Source organism: Nocardia grenadensis NBRC 108939 (assembly GCF_001613445.1).
In the GTDB taxonomy this organism is placed as follows: Bacteria; Actinomycetota; Actinomycetes; order Mycobacteriales; family Mycobacteriaceae; genus Nocardia; species Nocardia grenadensis.
The window spans coordinates 63,534-80,071 of record NZ_BDCJ01000010.1 but is presented as its reverse complement, the minus strand read 5'-3'; the positions used below and the strand labels follow the sequence as shown (position 1 = coordinate 80,071).

Genomic DNA, 16,538 nt, shown 5'->3' with positions numbered 1-16,538 from the left:
CGTACAGGCCGCCGCCCGGCCGCCCGGCCCGGCCGCTAGGCGTGGGCTCCGGCACAGGTCGCGGACGGGATTCTGTCGGTGTCCGCGCCTAGTCTTGGGGCATGGCATTCGCAACCGAACTCCGTGCGGCCGGCGTCAGCGGGACCGAGGCCGACGGAGCGACTCCGCTGGCCCGATCGGAGTTCCGTCCGGTCGGGGAGATCGAACGCACCGGTGGGCGGTTCGAGGTGGTCAGCCCGCATCGGCCGGCCGGTGATCAGCCGGCCGCCATCGAGGAACTGGAGCGCCGGATCACCGCGGGTGAGCCCGATGTGGTGCTGCTCGGCGCCACCGGTACCGGTAAATCGGCGACCACGGCGTGGCTCATCGAGCGGCTCCAGCGGCCGACACTGGTGATGGCTCCGAACAAGACACTGGCGGCGCAGCTGGCCAACGAACTACGCGAAATGTTCCCGCATAACGCGGTGGAGTATTTCGTCTCCTATTACGACTACTACCAACCCGAGGCGTATATCGCGCAGACCGATACCTATATCGAGAAGGACAGCTCGATCAACGACGATGTGGAGCGACTGCGCCATTCGGCGACCTCCGCATTGCTGTCGCGCCGGGATGTGGTGGTGGTCGCGTCGGTGTCCTGTATCTACGGTCTGGGCACACCGCAGTCCTATCTGGACCGCTCCGTCCTGCTCGAGGTGGGTTCGGAGGTCGACCGCGACGCCTTTCTGCGGATGCTGGTGGATGTCCAGTACACGCGCAACGATATGTCGTTCACGCGGGGTTCGTTCCGGGTGCGCGGCGATACCGTCGAGATCATTCCCTCCTATGAGGAGCTGGCGGTCCGGATCGAGTTCTTCGGCGACGAGATCGAGGAACTCTACTATCTGCACCCACTCACCGGGGATGTCGTGCGCAAGGTGGATACGGTGCGTATCTTCCCGGCCACGCACTATGTGGCGGGGCCGGAGCGGATGGAACGGGCGGTCGTCGATATCGAGGCCGAACTCGAGGAACGCCTCGCCGAGCTCGAGCGCAAGGGCAAATTGCTCGAGGCGCAGCGCTTGCGGATGCGTACCCAGTACGACCTCGAGATGATCCGGCAGGTCGGATTCTGCTCCGGTATCGAGAACTATTCGCGGCATATCGACGGCCGGCCCGCCGGTTCGGCGCCGGCCACGCTACTGGACTATTTTCCGGACGATTTCCTGCTGGTGATCGACGAATCCCATGTGACCGTGCCGCAGATCGGCGGGATGTACGAGGGGGATATGTCGCGCAAGCGCAACCTCGTGGAATACGGTTTCCGGCTGCCCTCGGCGGTGGACAACCGCCCGCTCACCTGGGAGGAATTCGCAGAACGGATCGGGCAGGCGGTGTATCTGTCGGCGACCCCCGGCGACTACGAACTCGGCCGGACCGGCGGTGAGGTGGTGGAGCAGGTCATCCGTCCCACCGGCCTGGTCGACCCGAAGGTCGAGGTGAAGCCCACCAAGGGGCAGATCGACGATCTGGTGCATGAGATCCGGTTGCGGACCGAGCGCGACGAGCGCGTCCTGGTCACCACGCTCACCAAGAAGATGGCCGAGGACCTGACCGACTATCTGCTCGGTCTCGATGTGCGGGTGCGTTATCTGCATTCCGAGATCGACACCCTGCGCCGGGTCGAGTTGCTGCGGCAGCTCCGGCTGGGTGAATACGACGTGCTGGTCGGGATCAACCTGCTCCGCGAGGGTCTGGATCTGCCCGAAGTGTCCCTGGTCGCGATTCTGGACGCCGACAAGGAAGGCTTCCTGCGCAGTACGAAGAGCTTGATCCAGACCATCGGCCGGGCCGCCCGCAATGTGTCCGGTGAGGTGCACATGTACGCGGACAAGATCACCGACTCGATGCGCGACGCCATCGACGAGACCGAGCGCCGGCGTGCCAAACAGCTCGCCTACAACGCGGAAATGGGTATCGATCCGCAGCCGCTGCGCAAGAAGATCGCCGATATCCTCGACCAGGTCTATTCGGAGGCCGGTGACGAGGTGGAGGTCGGTGGTTCCGGCCGTAACGCCAGCCGTGGCCGGCGGGCCCAGGGCGAACCCGGCCGGGCGGTCAGCGCGGGCATCGTCGAGGGGCGCGATATCAAATCCATGCCGCGCGCCGAGCTGGCCGATCTGGTCGCCGAGCTCACTGATCAGATGATGAACGCGGCCCGCGAGCTGCAGTTCGAGCTCGCGGGCCGGCTTCGCGACGAGATCGCCGACCTGAAGAAGGAGCTGCGCGGTATGGACGCGGCCGGATTGCGATGACCGGCTCCGGACCGCGTCGGCCACCGGGCTCAGGCCTGCGTGGCCATCCATTCGTTCACCCGGCGTTCGGCCTCCTCGCGGGAGACGTCCTCGACCCGGGTCATGACGACCCAGCGATGACCGAAGGGGTCCTTCAGGGCACCGTAGCGGTCGCCGGTGACGAACGTGGCCGGGTCCTCGGCCACCCGGGCGCCGTGCTCGCGGGCGCGGGCGATCACCGCGTCGACATCGGGGCAGTAGTGGACCAGCGAGGTGTGTACCCAGTCGCCGCTGGGCGCGAGCACGTTCTGGTCCGGTACCGGGAGTCCGAGCTGAATGGTGGAATCGCCGATCTTCAGTTCGGCGTGGGCGGGTTGCCCGTCGGGCATATCGTTGCGCGAGATCACCTCGGCACCGAATACCGCGGTATAGAAATCGATGGCGGCGTTGCCGTCGGAGACCGCGATGTAGACGGTGATGGAGTGGTAGCCCGCGGGAATGGGATCGACTGTTTCGCTCATGCCCATGACTCTGCCGCGCCGGGGGCGTGGATTCTTGTAAGAAAGCGACAGCTCACGAGACGGACAGTTCCGTGTGCGGAAGGCCACGACCGTGGCTGACGCGGGGTTACCGGCGACCGCCGTGCCCCCGGCCGGTGACCGCAAGGCGATCCTGCACCCCCATGAACAGGAGCGGTACCGCTCGCTGAACCGGCTCGCGGCGGGCGGTGCCGTATCGGACTATGTGGACTGGTACTGGTCGGTGCGCTGGGATGTGCGTGGCCGGGCGTCCTACCGCGCCCAGGTCCTGCCCTATCCCTGTGTACACATCACCTTCGAATGCGACGGCGACCACCGCGCAGGTTTCGTCAACGGCGTCTGCACCCGGAAGTACGTCCGCGAACTCAGCGGCCGGGGGGAGACCTTCGGTGTCCGGTTCCGGCCCGGCGGGTTCGGGGCGTTCACCGGGCTCGATGTCGGCGCGTTCCGGGATCGCGCCGTACCGCTGGCCGAGGTACTCCCCGGTACCGGCGACCTCGTCGACCGGGTACTCGCCGAACCAGGCGACCCCGGCCGCCGCCACGTGGTCGAGGAATATCTCGGCAGCCGGGCGCGCCGGGACGACCCCAGCTACCGGCTCGTGCTGACGATCGCCGCCGCGATGGCCGGCGATCCCGGATTGACCCGGGTCGATCAGGTCACCGAGCGATTCGGAGTACCGGTGCGCACCCTGCAGCGGCTGTTCCGCCGCTATATCGGTGCGGGTCCGAAATGGGTGTTGCGGCGCTATCGATTACAGGACGGAGCCGATCTACTGGCCCGCGGTCGTATCGCGGATCTCGCCGCGCTGGCGGCCGAACTCGGTTATTTCGATCAGGCGCATTTCACCCGTGAGTTCACCGCCGAAGTCGGAATGGCTCCACTGGAATATGCCAAGAATTCGATACGCTCGCGCGATGAGGTGACCTCCAAGGTCATGCCGGCCTCATAATCGCCGGAGCACCTCTCGGGCGAAACGGTACCGTCGGCGACAGATGAGGAGCTCTGCATGGATGTCGTGGTGTTGATCGGCCGCGTGATGTTCGTCATTCTGTTCCTGAGTTCGGCGCTGGGGCATTTCACCCAGACCAAGGCCATGGCGGGTTACGCGCGTGCCAAGGGGGTACCGGTGCCGGAACTGGCGGTACAGGGATCAGGGGTGCTCATGCTGCTGGGCAGTATCAGCATCCTGTTCGGGATCTGGGCCGACCTGGGTGCCCTGCTGCTGCTGATCATGCTGGTCCCCACCATGATCATGATGCACGCCTTCTGGAAGGAAACCGAAGCAGAGGCCACCCAGGCGGAGACGATCCAGTTCAACAAGGACCTCGCTCTCGCCGGTGCCTGCCTGATGTTGTTCGCGTTTTTCGCGCACACCCAGGAATTGGGTCTGACGATTACCGGTCCGCTGTTCTCCCTCTGATCGAGGCCGAATTGGTGCCGGTGCCCGCCGGACGCGGCGAGCGCCGGTACTGTGAGGAAAGTCCCACGGCGCCAAGGACGTTCGCTTTCTTTGTGAACCCTCACAGGTTTACCCCCGCCGGCGGCAGAAGTACCAGGTAGACGCGGCGGTCATCGTTCGTTCGAGGCGAAATGTGAAACGTCACCGCCGTCGAACACGTCTGTGATGTACAACGAATCGGGATATTCGGGCCGGTGTTCCGGCTATGGTCTACGCAGTCGCTGCGCCGTTGTCCGACATTCCACGAGGAATCGGTGCAGCCGCGTTTATACCCCGCACAGTTGGAGGAGAGAATGACCGCCTACCGGACCATTGTCGTCGGTACCGACGGCTCGGACTCGTCGTACGTCGCCGTGGAAAAGGCCGCGTCACTGGCCGGAGCCGCGGGCTCGACGTTGATCGTGGCCTGCGCCTACTACCCGACCGACGACCGTGACGTCGCCGCCGCGAGCGATATGCTCAAGGACGAGGCGTACCAGGTGCGTGGTTCGGCGCCCACCAACGAGATCCTGCGCACGGCCCGCGACAAGGCCGTTGCCGCCGGGGCCAAGGAGATCGTCGAGAAGGCCATTGTCGGCGAACCGGTCGACTCCCTGCTCGACCTGGTCAAAGAGACCCAGGCCGATCTGCTCGTTGTCGGTAACCGCGGCCTGAACACCCTGGCCGGCCGGCTGCTGGGCTCTGTGCCCTCCGATGTGGCGCGTAAATCGAAGTCCGATGTGCTGATCGTGCACACCGTCCGCTGATACCGCGATCACGGATCGCCCGCCCCGCCCAGAACTCGGTTTCCGGGCGGGGCGGCCGCGTTCCGGCGGCCGGTCGGCGTCACTCGGCCAGCCGGCGCAGTTCCGGGGGAAGGTCGGCGCTGTGCACCACGGTGAGCCGCTGGGTGGCGCGGGTGATCGCGACGTACAGATCGTTACGGCCGCGCGGTGATTCGGCGATCACCGCACCCGGTTCCACCAGATACACCGCGTCGAACTCCAGGCCCTTCGCTTCGGTCACTGTCAGTACGCGCACGTATTCGCTTGCCAGCCCGGATAATTCGTCGACCAGGGCGGCGGGTGTCAGCACCGCGGCGGTGCCCGGTCCTTGTTCGGCGGCGAGCAGGCCGGCCAGGTTCGCCGACAGGTGCGCCGCCGGTAACCGGTGCGCCCGCGGCGGCACCCCCGAATCGCGGACCGAGCGCGGCACCTCGGCGGTGGGGTCGATCGTGGCCAGTACATCCGCCGCCACCGCCATGATCTCCGACGGTGTCCGGTAGTTGACGGTGAGCTCGGTGCGTTTCCACCGTTTGGCCACATACGGTTCCAGCATGTCCGCCCAGGAGCTCGCGCCCGCCGGATCACCGGTCTGCGCGATATCGCCGACCACGGTGATCCACCGGTTCGGGATCCGGCGCATCACCATGCGCCAGGCCATCTCCGACAGTTCCTGTGCTTCGTCCACGATCACATGGCCGTAGGTCCAGGTGCGATCACCCGCGGCGCGTTCGGCGGTGGTCTGGCGGTTGCGCACCTGCTGGCGTTCGGCGAGCTGGCTCGCGTCGATGAGGTCGTAGGCCATCAGGATCTCGGGGTCGAGTTCGTCCTCGAGGTCCTGCGGGGCCGAGCCGGTCAGGATGTCCAGGGCGTCCTGCGCTTCGGCGAGCTGGGCGCGCCAGCGCCGCCGGGCGCGTTCGCGTTCCTCGGCGTCGTCGGTGCCCAGGAGTTCGGCGAGTTCGTCCAGCAGCGGGGCGTCGGCGGCGCTGAACTCGCCGGTACCGGTGCGCAGCAGTTCGGCCCGGTCGGCCGGCTCCAGCACCTTGCCGGCGGCACGCTCCAGGCGGTCCGGGTCGCTGAACAGATCGCCCAGCACCTGCTGCGGAGTGAGCATCGGCCACAACTCGGCGAGCACACGCCCGACCTTCGGGTCGGCGCGCAACTCGTCGCTGATCTCGGACAGGTCCGCCGCGCTGAGCAGGCTGCGGCCGTTACCGGACGGATCGGCGCCCATGGTCTGCGCTAGCTGGTCGGTGAGTGCCTCGATCACCATCGACGCGAAGATGGGCCGCGCCAGGTTGTGCGGGCGACGCGAGGAACGGGCCCGGCCGCGGGCCCGGGTGACGATCTTGCGGTCCAGGGTCACCGGATAGCCGTCGAAGCTCAGGGTGATCGGTTCACTCGGCACCTGCTGGCGATCCCGTACGGCGTTCTTCAGGATGTCCAGCACACTCGTCGAGCCCTTCAGCTCGCCGGCGCGCAGTGAGTCGGCGAGCGTGGCCTGCACCCCCGGGTACAGATCGCCGATGGTGGACAGCAGCACCCCGGTCTCACCGAGCGACGGCAGCACCTGACCGATGTAGTCCAGGAAGGTGGCGTTGGGGCCGATGATGAGGACGCCGCTCTTGGCCAGTTGCTGGCGATAGGTGTACAGGAGGTAGGCGGCGCGGTGCAGGGCGACCGCGGTCTTACCGGTACCCGGGCCACCCTGTACGACGAGCACACTCTTGTGCTCGGCGCGGATGATCGCGTCCTGTTCGCTCTGGATCGTCTCCACGATGTCGGCCATCTGGCCGGTGCGGGCGGCGTTCAGCGCGGCCAGCAGCGCGCTCTCGCTGCCGACGCCGCCGTCGGAGGTCGTGACCCCGGCCCGGTGTGCGGCCGTGAGATCGAGGTATTCGTCGTTGACCGCGGTCACCCGGCGGTTGCGGGAGCGGATGTGGCGGCGCCGCAGCACCCCGTCCGGTGCCGCGGTGGTGGCCAGGTAGAACGGCCGGGCCAGCGGAGCCCGCCAATCGAGTAGCAGGGGTTCGTAGTCGTTGTCCTCGTCGAGGATGCCCAGCCGGCCGACATAGCGCTGTTCCGGATCGTCGTCCGCGGCGGTGAGATCGATGCGGCCGAAACACAGGCCGTGCTCGGCGGCATCGTATTTGGCCAGGTCCTCGGTATAGAGCTGGGTGAACGACTCGCGTTCGGTGCGGGCCTGTGGGGTCCCGCCGGTCTCCAGCAGGACGGTGCGCAGCCGATTGTCGGCGTAGGCGCGCATACCGTCGAGCCGCTCGTACAGCACCGACAGGTACGCCTGTTCGTGGTCGAGGTCCCGCGTCGCCGTATCCGGGGGCGCCTCGTCGGGAGCCGGTTCGATGGGGCGTTCCTCGGTGCGGTTGTCGGGCAAGTCCTGACTCCTTCTCACCCACGGCGGGACGGGCTCGGCGGGGCACGGCGGGATGGCGTGCACAGAGTTGTCGAGTCTACTGCGGGTTCGTATTGGATGTTGTTCCCGCAGGTCACCTCGGCGCGATCACGAGACGTGCGAGTTGTCGCCGCGCAATCCGCGGCCGCGTGTGCCGTCGCGCCGGCTCGGCGGTTTGGCTTCGTACATGGCCACATCGGCATCGTGCAGGACCCCTTCCGGGGTGCGCGTATCGCCGGGTTCCAGGGTGGTCACCCCGATGGACGCGTTCACCGCGATCCGGTGTCCCCGCGCGACGATCGGTTCGGCCATAGCCGCCCGCAAGCGCCGGACCAGCGGCTCCAACTCGTCGTCGCCGGGACGTCCGGCCAGCAGGACCAGGAATTCGTCACCGCCGAGCCGGCCCACCAGATCGTCGCTGCGCAGGGCGCGCTGTAGCCGATGCGCGACGATCCGCAGCACCGTGTCGCCGATGGCGTGGCCCATTGTGTCGTTGATCGATTTGAAGCCGTCGAGGTCGATGAACATCACCGTGGACACCTGATGCGTGCTGCTGGCCGCGAGCGCGCCGGACAGCTGGGACAGGATCAGCGACCGGTTGGCCAGCCCGGTGAGCGGATCATGGGTGGCCTGGTATTCGAGCTGCCGGCGGCTGGCGAGGTATTCGGTGATATCGGCGAACGAGCACACCGCGGCCGTGCCCTGCTCGTCGGGATTCAGCAGCCGGCTCGACACCGCCAGCCAGCGGCGCTGACCGTCGGGGCGGACCACCGCGAACACGTACGCGGTGACGGTTTCGCCGGTGGCGAGGGTGCGCGCCACCGGATGCCGCTCCTTGGGCATGGGCCGGCCGTTCGAGTCCAGCAGTTCCAAGGGCAGCGTGGTGATATTGGAGCCCACCAGCGGTATCCGGTCGTCGATTCCGAAGATGCGGCGGGTGGCGGGGTTGGCCGAGGCGATGGTGCCGTCCCGGTAGATGACCGCTACCCCTTCCTCGAGCTGGGAGACCACCGTGGTGAAGTGCTGTTCGGCCCGCCGCTGGGCGCGTTCGGCCGCTTTCTGGGCCGTCAGGTCGTGGATCACCACCTGGTAGGCGAGGCGATCGTGCCAGGCGGTGAGCACCGAGACGGTCTCCACCGGAACCTCGCGCCCGTCCAGTGCCAGTAACACCATCTCGGTGGGTTCGGACGCGTTACCCGTCGCGGTCAGGCCGGCGATGCGCTCGTACATGGGCTGGCGGAAATCGGGGTGTACGAAACGGGCGATGTGCTGCCCGAGGACCTCGGCCAGGTTCTTGGCGCCCATGATCCGCAGGCACGCCGGATTGGCGTAGACGACGATGCCGCGTTCGTGCACACAGATGCCGTCGGGGGAGTGCTCGACCAAGGAGCGGTACCGATGCGCGAGTTGCTCGGCGGCGGACGCCCTGCGCTCTCCCATACCAACCCCCATCGTCGGCGGACCCGGACATTCAAACACGGCTCTACTCCGGTATCCACACGCATAAAATCGGACATAGTGGACGTGATCTCGATTGATCACGCCAAGACGTGTTCCCGGCGGTGCCGAGGGCGGGAACCGGCGAGGAGATTGTCATGGCGGGGACCGGATTCAGCAACGATCTTATGTCGATTACCGGGATCGGTGCGGTCACCGGATACGGCTGGGGGCGGGAAACGTTCTGGGAGGGAATCCTGAGCGGGCGCTCCGCGGCCCGGTTCGAACCCGGCTACGGAATCGACCCCGCGAACGGGGGCTGGGCCGCGCTGGTACCCGAGGGCGGCGACCCCGCCTACGGCACCCGGTACGGACGCGCGGTGTTCGCGGCGGTCGACGAGGCGGTGGCCGATGCCCGGGCCCGCGGCTGGGAACCCGGTGCGCGAGTCGGGCTGGTGCACGCGGCCGTGCTCGGCGACGTCCGGCATCACCGGGACTTCGTGGGTCCCGCCGGCGCCGGATTCCGCGGCCGGGACTTTCTGCGGCTGCTGCCGTCCACCCCGATCTCCGTGGTGACGCAGGCGTTCGGGTTCACCGGCCCGGTGATGGGAGTGTCGGCGGCGTGCAGCTCGGCCAATGTCGCGATACTGCAGGCGCGGCTGTGGCTGGCCGCCCGCCTGGTGGACGATGTGGTCTGCGTGGCCTCGGATCTGTCGGCCACCCCGGAACTGGTACGGCAGTTCGCGAAACTCGGTGCCGCCGTGGTCGATGTCGAATCGCTGCAGGGCTGCCGGCCGTTCCAAGAGGACAGCCGGGGATTCAGCGTGGGGGAGGCCGCGGTGGGGTACGTCCTGAGCCGCGGATCCGGCCGGGCCTACGCCCAGGTGCTCGGCGGAGCGATGAACAGCGAAGCCCACCACGTGGTCTCGGTGGAACCGAGCCACGACCGAATCGTGGACTGCGTGCGGGACGCACTGTTCGACGCGGGTGTCGCCGCGGCCGATATCGGGTACCTCAACGCGCACGGTACGGGGACCGCCCAGTGCGACCTGGCCGAACGTGATGTGCTCGCCCGCGTCTTCGACGACCGGCCCGCGGTGTACTCGATGAAGCCACTCGTCGGGCATTGCCAGTCCGCGTCGGGTGCCGTGGAGCTCGCGGCCGCGGCGCTGGGGTACGAGCGCGGGATCGTCCCGGCACCGCCCGCGGTGGCGCCGGCGCATCCCCGGCTGTTGACGGGGCCGGCCCCGGCGGGTCCGGGCCTCACCGCGAAGCTGTCGCTCGGAATGGGCGGGAACAACTCCACGGTGATCCTGGGTCCGGCCGCCTGACGGCCGGGCCGGGGTGGGAGTGGCCGGTGCCACGCCCCCTGGACACCGGGGGTTGGCCTACTCTGGATTGGTGAGCCCGGCCGGCGCGTGCCGCCGGTTGCCGGCCGCCCCGAAATCATGCCGGGGGCGCCCTCGAGCGAGGCACGGCGGTCGGGTCACGTCCCGTGAACTGCCCGGGACGGCCGTCCGGCGAAACTTGTCGGTGGCCGGTCCTACCATCACCCGCGGGCCCGCCCTGCGGCCCGGGCCGCGGATACCGGCCGGGCGGATCGGGCCGTTCACCGCGCTGTCGCGGACACGGTGTGACCCACACGGTGCGACGGGCGCGGCATCAGCAACGACGAACGATGACGAGAAGGGACCGACCTGGTGGCGGAACGCCTGACTGTGCGCGGAGCTCGGGAGCACAACCTCAAGGGGGTCGACCTCGATCTGCCCCGCGACAGTCTCATCGTCTTCACCGGTTTGTCCGGGTCGGGGAAGTCCAGTCTGGCGTTCGACACGATCTTCGCGGAGGGGCAGCGCCGCTACGTGGAATCATTGTCGGCCTACGCCCGGCAGTTCCTCGGCCAGATGGACAAACCCGATGTGGACTTCATCGAGGGGCTCTCGCCCGCCGTCTCGATCGACCAGAAATCCACCAACCGCAACCCCCGGTCCACGGTCGGCACCATCACCGAGGTCCACGACTATCTGCGGCTGCTGTACGCCCGTGCCGGAGTCCCGCACTGCCCGGTGTGTTCGGAGCTGATCGCCAAACAGACCCCACAGCAGATCGTCGACCAGGTCCTTGCGATGGAACCGGGCGTCCGGTTCCAGGTGCTGGCGCCGGTGGTGCGTACCCGCAAGGGTGAGTTCGTCGACCTCTTCGACCAGTTGCACGCGCAGGGCTACGCCCGGGTCCGGGTGGACGGGGTGGTCTATCCGCTCACCGATCCGCCGAAGCTCAAGAAGCAGGAGAAGCACGATGTCGAGGTGGTGGTGGATCGCCTCGCCGTGAAACCGACGGCCAAACAGCGGCTCACCGATTCCATCGAAACGGCGCTACGTCTCGCCGACGGCATCGTGGTGCTCGATTTCGTGGACCGCGACGAGCACGCGCACGATCGGGAGCGCCGCTTCTCCGAGAAACTGGCCTGCCCGAACGGCCACCCCCTCGATATCGAGGACCTCGAACCGCGCTCGTTCTCCTTCAACTCGCCCTATGGCGCCTGCCCCGACTGCACCGGCCTGGGTATCCGCAAAGAGGTCGACCCCGAACTGGTGGTGCCCGATCCAGAGCTGAGCCTGGCCGACGGGGCGATCGCGCCGTGGTCGCGCGGGCAGAGTGCCGAATACTTCCTGCGGCTGCTGTCCGGGCTGGCGGCGGCCCAGGGCTTCGATCTGGACACCCCCTGGCGGGAGTTGCCGCCGCGAGCACGTAAGGCGGTCCTCGAGGGCAGTTCCGATCAGGTGCATATCGTCTACACCAACCGCTACGGCCGGAAGCGCTCCTACTACGCCGATTTCGAAGGGGTCATGCCGTTCCTGCAGCGGCGGCTGGACTCCACCGAATCCGAGCAGATGAAGGAGCACTACGAGGGCTATATGCGCGATGTGCCGTGCCCGGTCTGCAACGGGGCACGATTGCGCCCGGAGATCCTGGCGGTCACCCTCACCGCGGATGCGGAGCGGAAGTCGATCGCCGAGGTCAGTGAACTGTCCATCCGCGACTGCTCGCGGTTCCTCAACGCGCTGACCCTGGGCGGACGGCAGGCGGCCATCGCCGGCCAGGTGCTCAAAGAGGTGCAGGCGCGGCTGGGCTTCCTGCTCGACGTCGGTCTGGACTATCTGACCCTGTCCCGGGCCGCGGCCACCCTCTCCGGTGGTGAGGCGCAGCGCATCCGGCTGGCGACCCAGATCGGATCGGGTCTGGTCGGGGTGCTCTATGTGCTGGACGAGCCGTCCATCGGTCTGCACCAGCGCGATAACCGGCGCCTCATCGAGACACTCACCCGGTTGAAGAACCTCGGCAACACCCTGATCGTGGTCGAGCACGACGAGGACACCATCCGGGCCTCGGACTGGGTGGTCGATATCGGCCCGCTGGCCGGCGAACACGGCGGCCGGGTGGTGCACAGCGGCACCTACGCCGATCTGCTCACCGACGAGAACTCCCTGACCGGCGCCTATCTGTCCGGCCGGGAGCGGATCGAGATCCCGCTGATGCGGCGCCCGGTGAACAAAAAACGACGGGTCACCGTGGTCGGGGCCACCGAGAACAATCTCCGGGGGATCGATGTGGCTTTCCCACTGGGTGTGCTCACCGCGGTCACCGGCGTTTCCGGTTCCGGGAAGTCCACGCTGGTCAACGACATCCTGGCGACAGTGATGGCCAATAAACTCAACGGCGCCCGGCAGGTGCCGGGCCGGCACACCCGGGTCAACGGGCTCGATCAACTGGACAAGCTGGTGCGGGTGGACCAGTCGCCGATCGGGCGTACGCCGCGGTCCAATCCGGCCACCTACACCGGGGTGTTCGACAAGATCCGCAGCCTGTTCGCCTCCACCACCGAGGCCAAGGTGCGCGGGTACCAACCGGGACGGTTCTCCTTCAATGTGAAGGGCGGCCGGTGCGAGGCTTGCTCCGGCGACGGCACGCTCAAGATCGAGATGAACTTCCTGCCCGATGTGTACGTGCCGTGCGAGGTCTGCCACGGCGCCCGCTACAACCGGGAAACCCTCGAGGTGCACTACAAGGGCAAGACCATTGCCGAGGTTCTCGATATGCCCATCGAGGAGGCCGCCGAGTTCTTCGAGCCGGTCACCTCCATCCACCGCTACCTGTCGACCCTGGTCGATGTGGGGCTGGGGTACGTGCGGCTCGGGCAGAGCGCCACGACGCTGTCCGGTGGTGAGGCGCAGCGCGTGAAACTGGCCGCCGAACTGCAGAAACGCTCCAACGGGCGGACTGTCTACATTCTCGACGAGCCGACCACCGGCCTGCACTTCGAGGACATCCGGAAACTGCTCGCGGTGATCAACGGCCTGGTGGAGAAGGGCAACACGGTGATCGTCATCGAGCACAACCTGGATGTGATCAAGACCGCGGACTGGGTGATCGATATGGGTCCCGAGGGCGGTTCCGGCGGCGGCACAGTGGTCGGTGACGGGACACCCGAGGACATCGCGGCCAACCCGGACAGCTACACCGGCCAGTTCCTGAAGGAGATCCTGGCCGAGCCGTCCGCTCCGGCGAAGAAGGCGGCTCCGGCGGCGCGAAAGGCCGCCTCGTCGGGGAAGAAGAAGGCCGCCGCGACCGAGGAGCCGGTCGCGAAGGTCCCGGACCCGCAGAAAGCCAAACGGCTGGCGCGTAAGGCCGCCGCCCTGCGCTGACCGGGGTGCCCCGCTCGGAGTGCTACCGGGCGGGGCCGAAGCGGTGGATCGGCCCGGTGCGCGGCCCGCACGCATGGGTGTTTCGGGGCCCACGCCGCGGCGTGCGGCCGGATCGGCAGCGCGCGTGCCGCGAAGACGGGAGCTTCGTCACCGATCGTGTCGACGAGGTGGTGCCGGGCGCCGTGTTCGGGGTCAGTAGACGGGGCCGGTGTACTTTTCACCCGGGCCGGCGCCGGGTGCGTCGGGTACGGCCGAACTCTCCCGGAACGCCTTCTGCAGCGACTGCAGCCCCTCCCGTAACGGTCCCGCGTGCGGACCGAGGTATTCCACCGAGGCGGTGATCAGCCCGGCCAGCGCGGTGATCACCCGCCGGGCTTCGTCCATATCACGGCGCGGGCTGTTGTCCGGGTCGTCGTCGCCGAGCCCGAGTTTTTCCGCCGCCGAGCTCATCAGCATCACGGCGGCCCGGCTGATCACCTCCACAGCCGGGATCTCGGCCAGTTCGCGCACATCGCCTTCGGGCTGTTCGGTCATGGTCCCAGGCTAGAGAACCGCCGTCGGGGGCCGGTGCACCGGTCCGGCGGCGCGCAGCATGCGCAACTGGCCGATCTCGGTCACGTTCTTCATCAGTTCGGCGTCGACCCACGCGGCCAGGTGCGCGACGGTCAGCCCGGCCTCCGCCGGCCAGGGATAGGAAGTGGCGGCGTCGAGCTCCGTGTCGCCGGCGCGATCGAGCACCGTGAGCCATTGCTCGCGCAAGGTGTGCAGACGGGCCAGTGCCGCGGCGATATCGCCCGCCCAGTACACCTCGGTGTGCTCGGGTACCGGCCTGCCCTCGGCGTGCGCGACGGCCGAACTCCACCACCAGTCGATATGCCAGGTGAGCCAGCCGATGGTCGGCACCGGCACGGGATCGGGTTCGGTCTCGGCGAAATCCGGTCGCCAGCGGCCGTCGGCGCCGCGGTGTACGGTCCAGCTCACCGCGGCGGATGTCCAGTGCGTATCGTCGTCGGTCAGGGCCTCGAAATGCAGCTGGGCCAACGACCAGACGAAGTCGAATTGCCAGCGCAGCAGGTCACGTCGGCTGCTCATGGCCGTCGAGCCTGGCAGGCCGCCGGCGGCGGGGCAAGCGGTTTACGGTCGGGGGTCCGGGACACGATTCGTCGGATCGGAACCTCGGCTGTTAGAATTTTCGGCGACGACCGCCCCGGTCCTGTCCGGGGCATGAAAGTGGAGCCCGACTCCCACCGTTGCCGGCGAGTGATCGCCTGGTCAAACGGTCCGGTCCTCCGCCCTTCCCGGGTGGGTTGGCGATACCGCTCCGGCGTGATCGCGGCGCAGGCGTGTATGTCCTGCGTGGACCGGTCGACATCGGGCCTCGTGGCGGTGAAATACCGCACCGGGGCCTTTGTGTTGAACAAGGGGTTCATTGCGAGCGGTCGTCGGACGACACCGCTAGACCTAGGAGGCCCCATCAGCACTGAGACCCGCATCAACGATCGCATCCGTGTTCCCGAGGTCCGGCTCATCGGACCCGGCGGTGAACAGGTTGGGATCGTGCGTGTTGAAGATGCACTACGCGTCGCCCTGGAAGCAGACCTCGACCTCGTGGAGGTCGCGCCGGACGCACGTCCGCCGGTCTGCAAGATCATGGACTACGGCAAGTTCAAGTACGAGACCGCGCAGAAGGCGCGCGAGTCCCGGAAGAACCAGGTCCAGACCGTGATCAAGGAACAGAAGCTGCGGCCCAAGATCGACGATCACGACTACGAGACCAAGAAGCGCAATGTGGTGCGCTTCCTCGAGGCGGGGTCGAAGGTCAAGGTCACCATCATGTTCCGGGGGCGCGAACAGTCCCGGCCCGAACTCGGATTCCGGCTGTTGCAACGGCTGGCCTCCGACGTGGCGGAATTGGGTTTCGTCGAGACCTCGGCCAAGCAGGACGGCCGCAACATGACGATGGTCCTCGCCCCACACAAGGGCGCGAAGACGCGGGCCAAGGCCGCCGAGGATTCGGTCCGGTCGCAGCCCGGCGGCGCGGCGCCGAATGCCGGTCGGCCGGTCGCGCAATAACAACGGCGTCTGCCGTGCACACTGCGGCGCGGTGCCGCACAGAACGCGGCGAACGCCGCAGCGGTATTGCGTCGAGCCCGCAATAACGCTGATCAGTACACCTGGTCCGCCCCTGCGCGGGCACGACACAGATTGAGGTTGCCATGCCGAAGATGAAGAGCCACAGCGGCGCTTCGAAGCGTTTCAAGGTGACCGGTAAGGGCAAGCTGCGCCGTCAGCAGGCCAACCGCCGGCACCTGCTCGAGCACAAGCCCACCCGCCGGACTCGTCGTCTGGACGGCACGGAGTCGGTCGCCGCGTCCGACGTCCGCCGTGTGAAGAAGCTGCTGGGTATCTGATCCCCTTCCCGGGACCGATACCGTCCGGTACCGCATCCGCGACCGGACGCCGAAGAACCGACCCACTCGGGTGCGCTCGACCGGGCACCCCCAAGATCGATTAGGACTGACCAGTGGCACGCGTCAAAAGGGCCGTCAACGCTCAGAAGAAGCGCCGTTCCATCCTCGAGGCCTCCAAGGGCTATCGCGGGCAGCGCTCGCGCCTGTACCGCAAGGCCAAGGAACAGCAGCTGCACTCGCTCACCTACGCCTACCGGGACCGCCGGGCCCGCAAGGGTGATTTCCGCAAGCTGTGGATCGCCCGGATCAACGCCGCGGCCCGCGCCAACGACATCACCTACAACCGTTTCGTGCAGGGCCTGAAGGCCGCCGGTGTGGAGGTCGACCGCAAGATCCTCGCCGAACTGGCCGTCTCCGATGCCGAGGCGTTCGCCGGCCTGGTCGCCGTCGCCAAGGCCGCGCTGCCCGAGGATGTCAACGCCCCGGCTGCCTGAGTCGTCGTTCGGGGTCCGGGCCGGTGTGCCCGACCCGCTGGT

Annotated in this window: 14 protein-coding genes; 9 read left to right on the top strand and 5 right to left on the bottom strand. The window is 67.6% G+C overall.

Annotated features, from left to right (window positions below; translation table 11 throughout):
- Positions 1–101 precede the first annotated feature (101 nt).
- Positions 102–2,294, top strand: a complete 2,193-nt coding sequence (gene uvrB / locus NGR01S_RS12650) for an excinuclease ABC subunit UvrB (RefSeq protein WP_281179742.1) — start codon at positions 102–104, stop codon at positions 2,292–2,294.
- A 29-nt stretch (positions 2,295–2,323) separates the two neighbouring features.
- Here the strand turns inward: uvrB and NGR01S_RS12645 are convergent, their stop codons facing one another.
- Entirely contained in the window at positions 2,324–2,794 is a 471-nt protein-coding gene (locus NGR01S_RS12645; RefSeq protein WP_063036567.1) for a VOC family protein, read from the bottom strand.
- Between the two features lie 91 nt (positions 2,795–2,885).
- On the opposite strand from NGR01S_RS12645, the gene NGR01S_RS12640 reads away from it, so the two are divergent.
- The 3 genes from NGR01S_RS12640 to NGR01S_RS12630 all read left to right on the top strand — a co-directional run bounded on the left by NGR01S_RS12640 (position 2,886) and on the right by NGR01S_RS12630 (position 5,020).
- Positions 2,886–3,764, top strand: coding sequence for a DUF6597 domain-containing transcriptional factor (locus tag NGR01S_RS12640; protein WP_245664562.1), 879 nt, complete (start codon positions 2,886–2,888; stop codon positions 3,762–3,764).
- A 57-nt stretch (positions 3,765–3,821) separates the two neighbouring features.
- A complete protein-coding gene (locus NGR01S_RS12635) occupies positions 3,822–4,235 on the top strand; it encodes a DoxX family protein (protein WP_063036398.1) in 414 nt (137 codons plus the stop codon).
- Positions 4,236–4,567: 332 nt separating this feature from the next.
- The gene (locus NGR01S_RS12630; RefSeq protein ID WP_063036397.1) at positions 4,568–5,020 is read left to right on the top strand and encodes a universal stress protein; all 453 of its coding nucleotides are present in this window, start codon (positions 4,568–4,570) and stop codon (positions 5,018–5,020) included.
- A 79-nt stretch (positions 5,021–5,099) separates the two neighbouring features.
- Here NGR01S_RS12630 and NGR01S_RS12625 read toward each other — a convergent pair whose 3' ends face one another.
- On the bottom strand, positions 5,100–7,430 hold the full coding sequence (locus NGR01S_RS12625; protein WP_084480792.1) for a HelD family protein: 2,331 nt from the start codon (positions 7,428–7,430) through the stop codon (positions 5,100–5,102).
- Positions 7,431–7,556: 126 nt separating this feature from the next.
- Positions 7,557–8,888, bottom strand: a complete 1,332-nt coding sequence (locus NGR01S_RS12620) for a diguanylate cyclase domain-containing protein (protein ID WP_063036396.1) — start codon at positions 8,886–8,888, stop codon at positions 7,557–7,559.
- A gap of 155 nt (positions 8,889–9,043) precedes the next feature.
- Between NGR01S_RS12620 and NGR01S_RS12615 the strand changes: the two genes are divergently transcribed.
- Positions 9,044–10,216, top strand: coding sequence for a beta-ketoacyl synthase N-terminal-like domain-containing protein (locus NGR01S_RS12615; RefSeq protein ID WP_245664561.1), 1,173 nt, complete (start codon positions 9,044–9,046; stop codon positions 10,214–10,216).
- Positions 10,217–10,585: 369 nt separating this feature from the next.
- The gene (gene uvrA, locus NGR01S_RS12610) at positions 10,586–13,591 is read left to right on the top strand and encodes an excinuclease ABC subunit UvrA (RefSeq protein WP_063036395.1); all 3,006 of its coding nucleotides are present in this window, start codon (positions 10,586–10,588) and stop codon (positions 13,589–13,591) included.
- Positions 13,592–13,783: 192 nt separating this feature from the next.
- On the opposite strand, the gene NGR01S_RS12605 is transcribed toward uvrA, so the two are convergent.
- Positions 13,784–14,125: a DUF1844 domain-containing protein gene (locus NGR01S_RS12605; RefSeq protein ID WP_030523712.1), complete on the bottom strand. Its 342-nt coding sequence runs from the start codon at positions 14,123–14,125 to the stop codon at positions 13,784–13,786.
- Between the two features lie 9 nt (positions 14,126–14,134).
- Positions 14,135–14,683, bottom strand: a complete 549-nt coding sequence (locus NGR01S_RS12600) for a DinB family protein (protein ID WP_063036394.1) — start codon at positions 14,681–14,683, stop codon at positions 14,135–14,137.
- Positions 14,684–15,019: 336 nt separating this feature from the next.
- Between NGR01S_RS12600 and infC the strand changes: the two genes are divergently transcribed.
- From infC to rplT, 3 genes are all read left to right on the top strand, one after another.
- A complete protein-coding gene (gene infC, locus NGR01S_RS12595) occupies positions 15,020–15,664 on the top strand; it encodes a translation initiation factor IF-3 (RefSeq protein WP_063036558.1) in 645 nt (214 codons plus the stop codon).
- Positions 15,665–15,807: 143 nt separating this feature from the next.
- Positions 15,808–16,002 carry a 50S ribosomal protein L35 gene (rpmI, locus tag NGR01S_RS12590; RefSeq protein WP_030523709.1) on the top strand — a complete coding sequence of 65 codons (195 nt, stop codon included), beginning with the start codon at positions 15,808–15,810 and terminating at the stop codon, positions 16,000–16,002.
- Between the two features lie 113 nt (positions 16,003–16,115).
- Positions 16,116–16,496, top strand: coding sequence for a 50S ribosomal protein L20 (gene rplT, locus NGR01S_RS12585; protein WP_039823954.1), 381 nt, complete (start codon positions 16,116–16,118; stop codon positions 16,494–16,496).
- Positions 16,497–16,538 lie beyond the last annotated feature (42 nt).

Excerpts from the sequence above, each read along its gene's own strand:
- uvrB (WP_281179742.1), top strand. The coding sequence starts at position 102 with ATGGCATTCGCAACCGAACTCCGTGCGGCCGGCGTCAGCGGGACCGAG.
- NGR01S_RS12645 (WP_063036567.1), bottom strand. The coding sequence starts at position 2,794 with ATGAGCGAAACAGTCGATCCCATTCCCGCGGGCTACCACTCCATCACC.
- NGR01S_RS12635 (WP_063036398.1), top strand. The coding sequence starts at position 3,822 with ATGGATGTCGTGGTGTTGATCGGCCGCGTGATGTTCGTCATTCTGTTC.
- NGR01S_RS12630 (WP_063036397.1), top strand. The coding sequence starts at position 4,568 with ATGACCGCCTACCGGACCATTGTCGTCGGTACCGACGGCTCGGACTCG.
- NGR01S_RS12620 (WP_063036396.1), bottom strand. The coding sequence starts at position 8,888 with ATGGGAGAGCGCAGGGCGTCCGCCGCCGAGCAACTCGCGCATCGGTAC.
- NGR01S_RS12615 (WP_245664561.1), top strand. The coding sequence starts at position 9,044 with ATGGCGGGGACCGGATTCAGCAACGATCTTATGTCGATTACCGGGATC.
- NGR01S_RS12605 (WP_030523712.1), bottom strand. The coding sequence starts at position 14,125 with ATGACCGAACAGCCCGAAGGCGATGTGCGCGAACTGGCCGAGATCCCG.
- NGR01S_RS12600 (WP_063036394.1), bottom strand. The coding sequence starts at position 14,683 with ATGAGCAGCCGACGTGACCTGCTGCGCTGGCAATTCGACTTCGTCTGG.
- rpmI (WP_030523709.1), top strand. The coding sequence starts at position 15,808 with ATGCCGAAGATGAAGAGCCACAGCGGCGCTTCGAAGCGTTTCAAGGTG.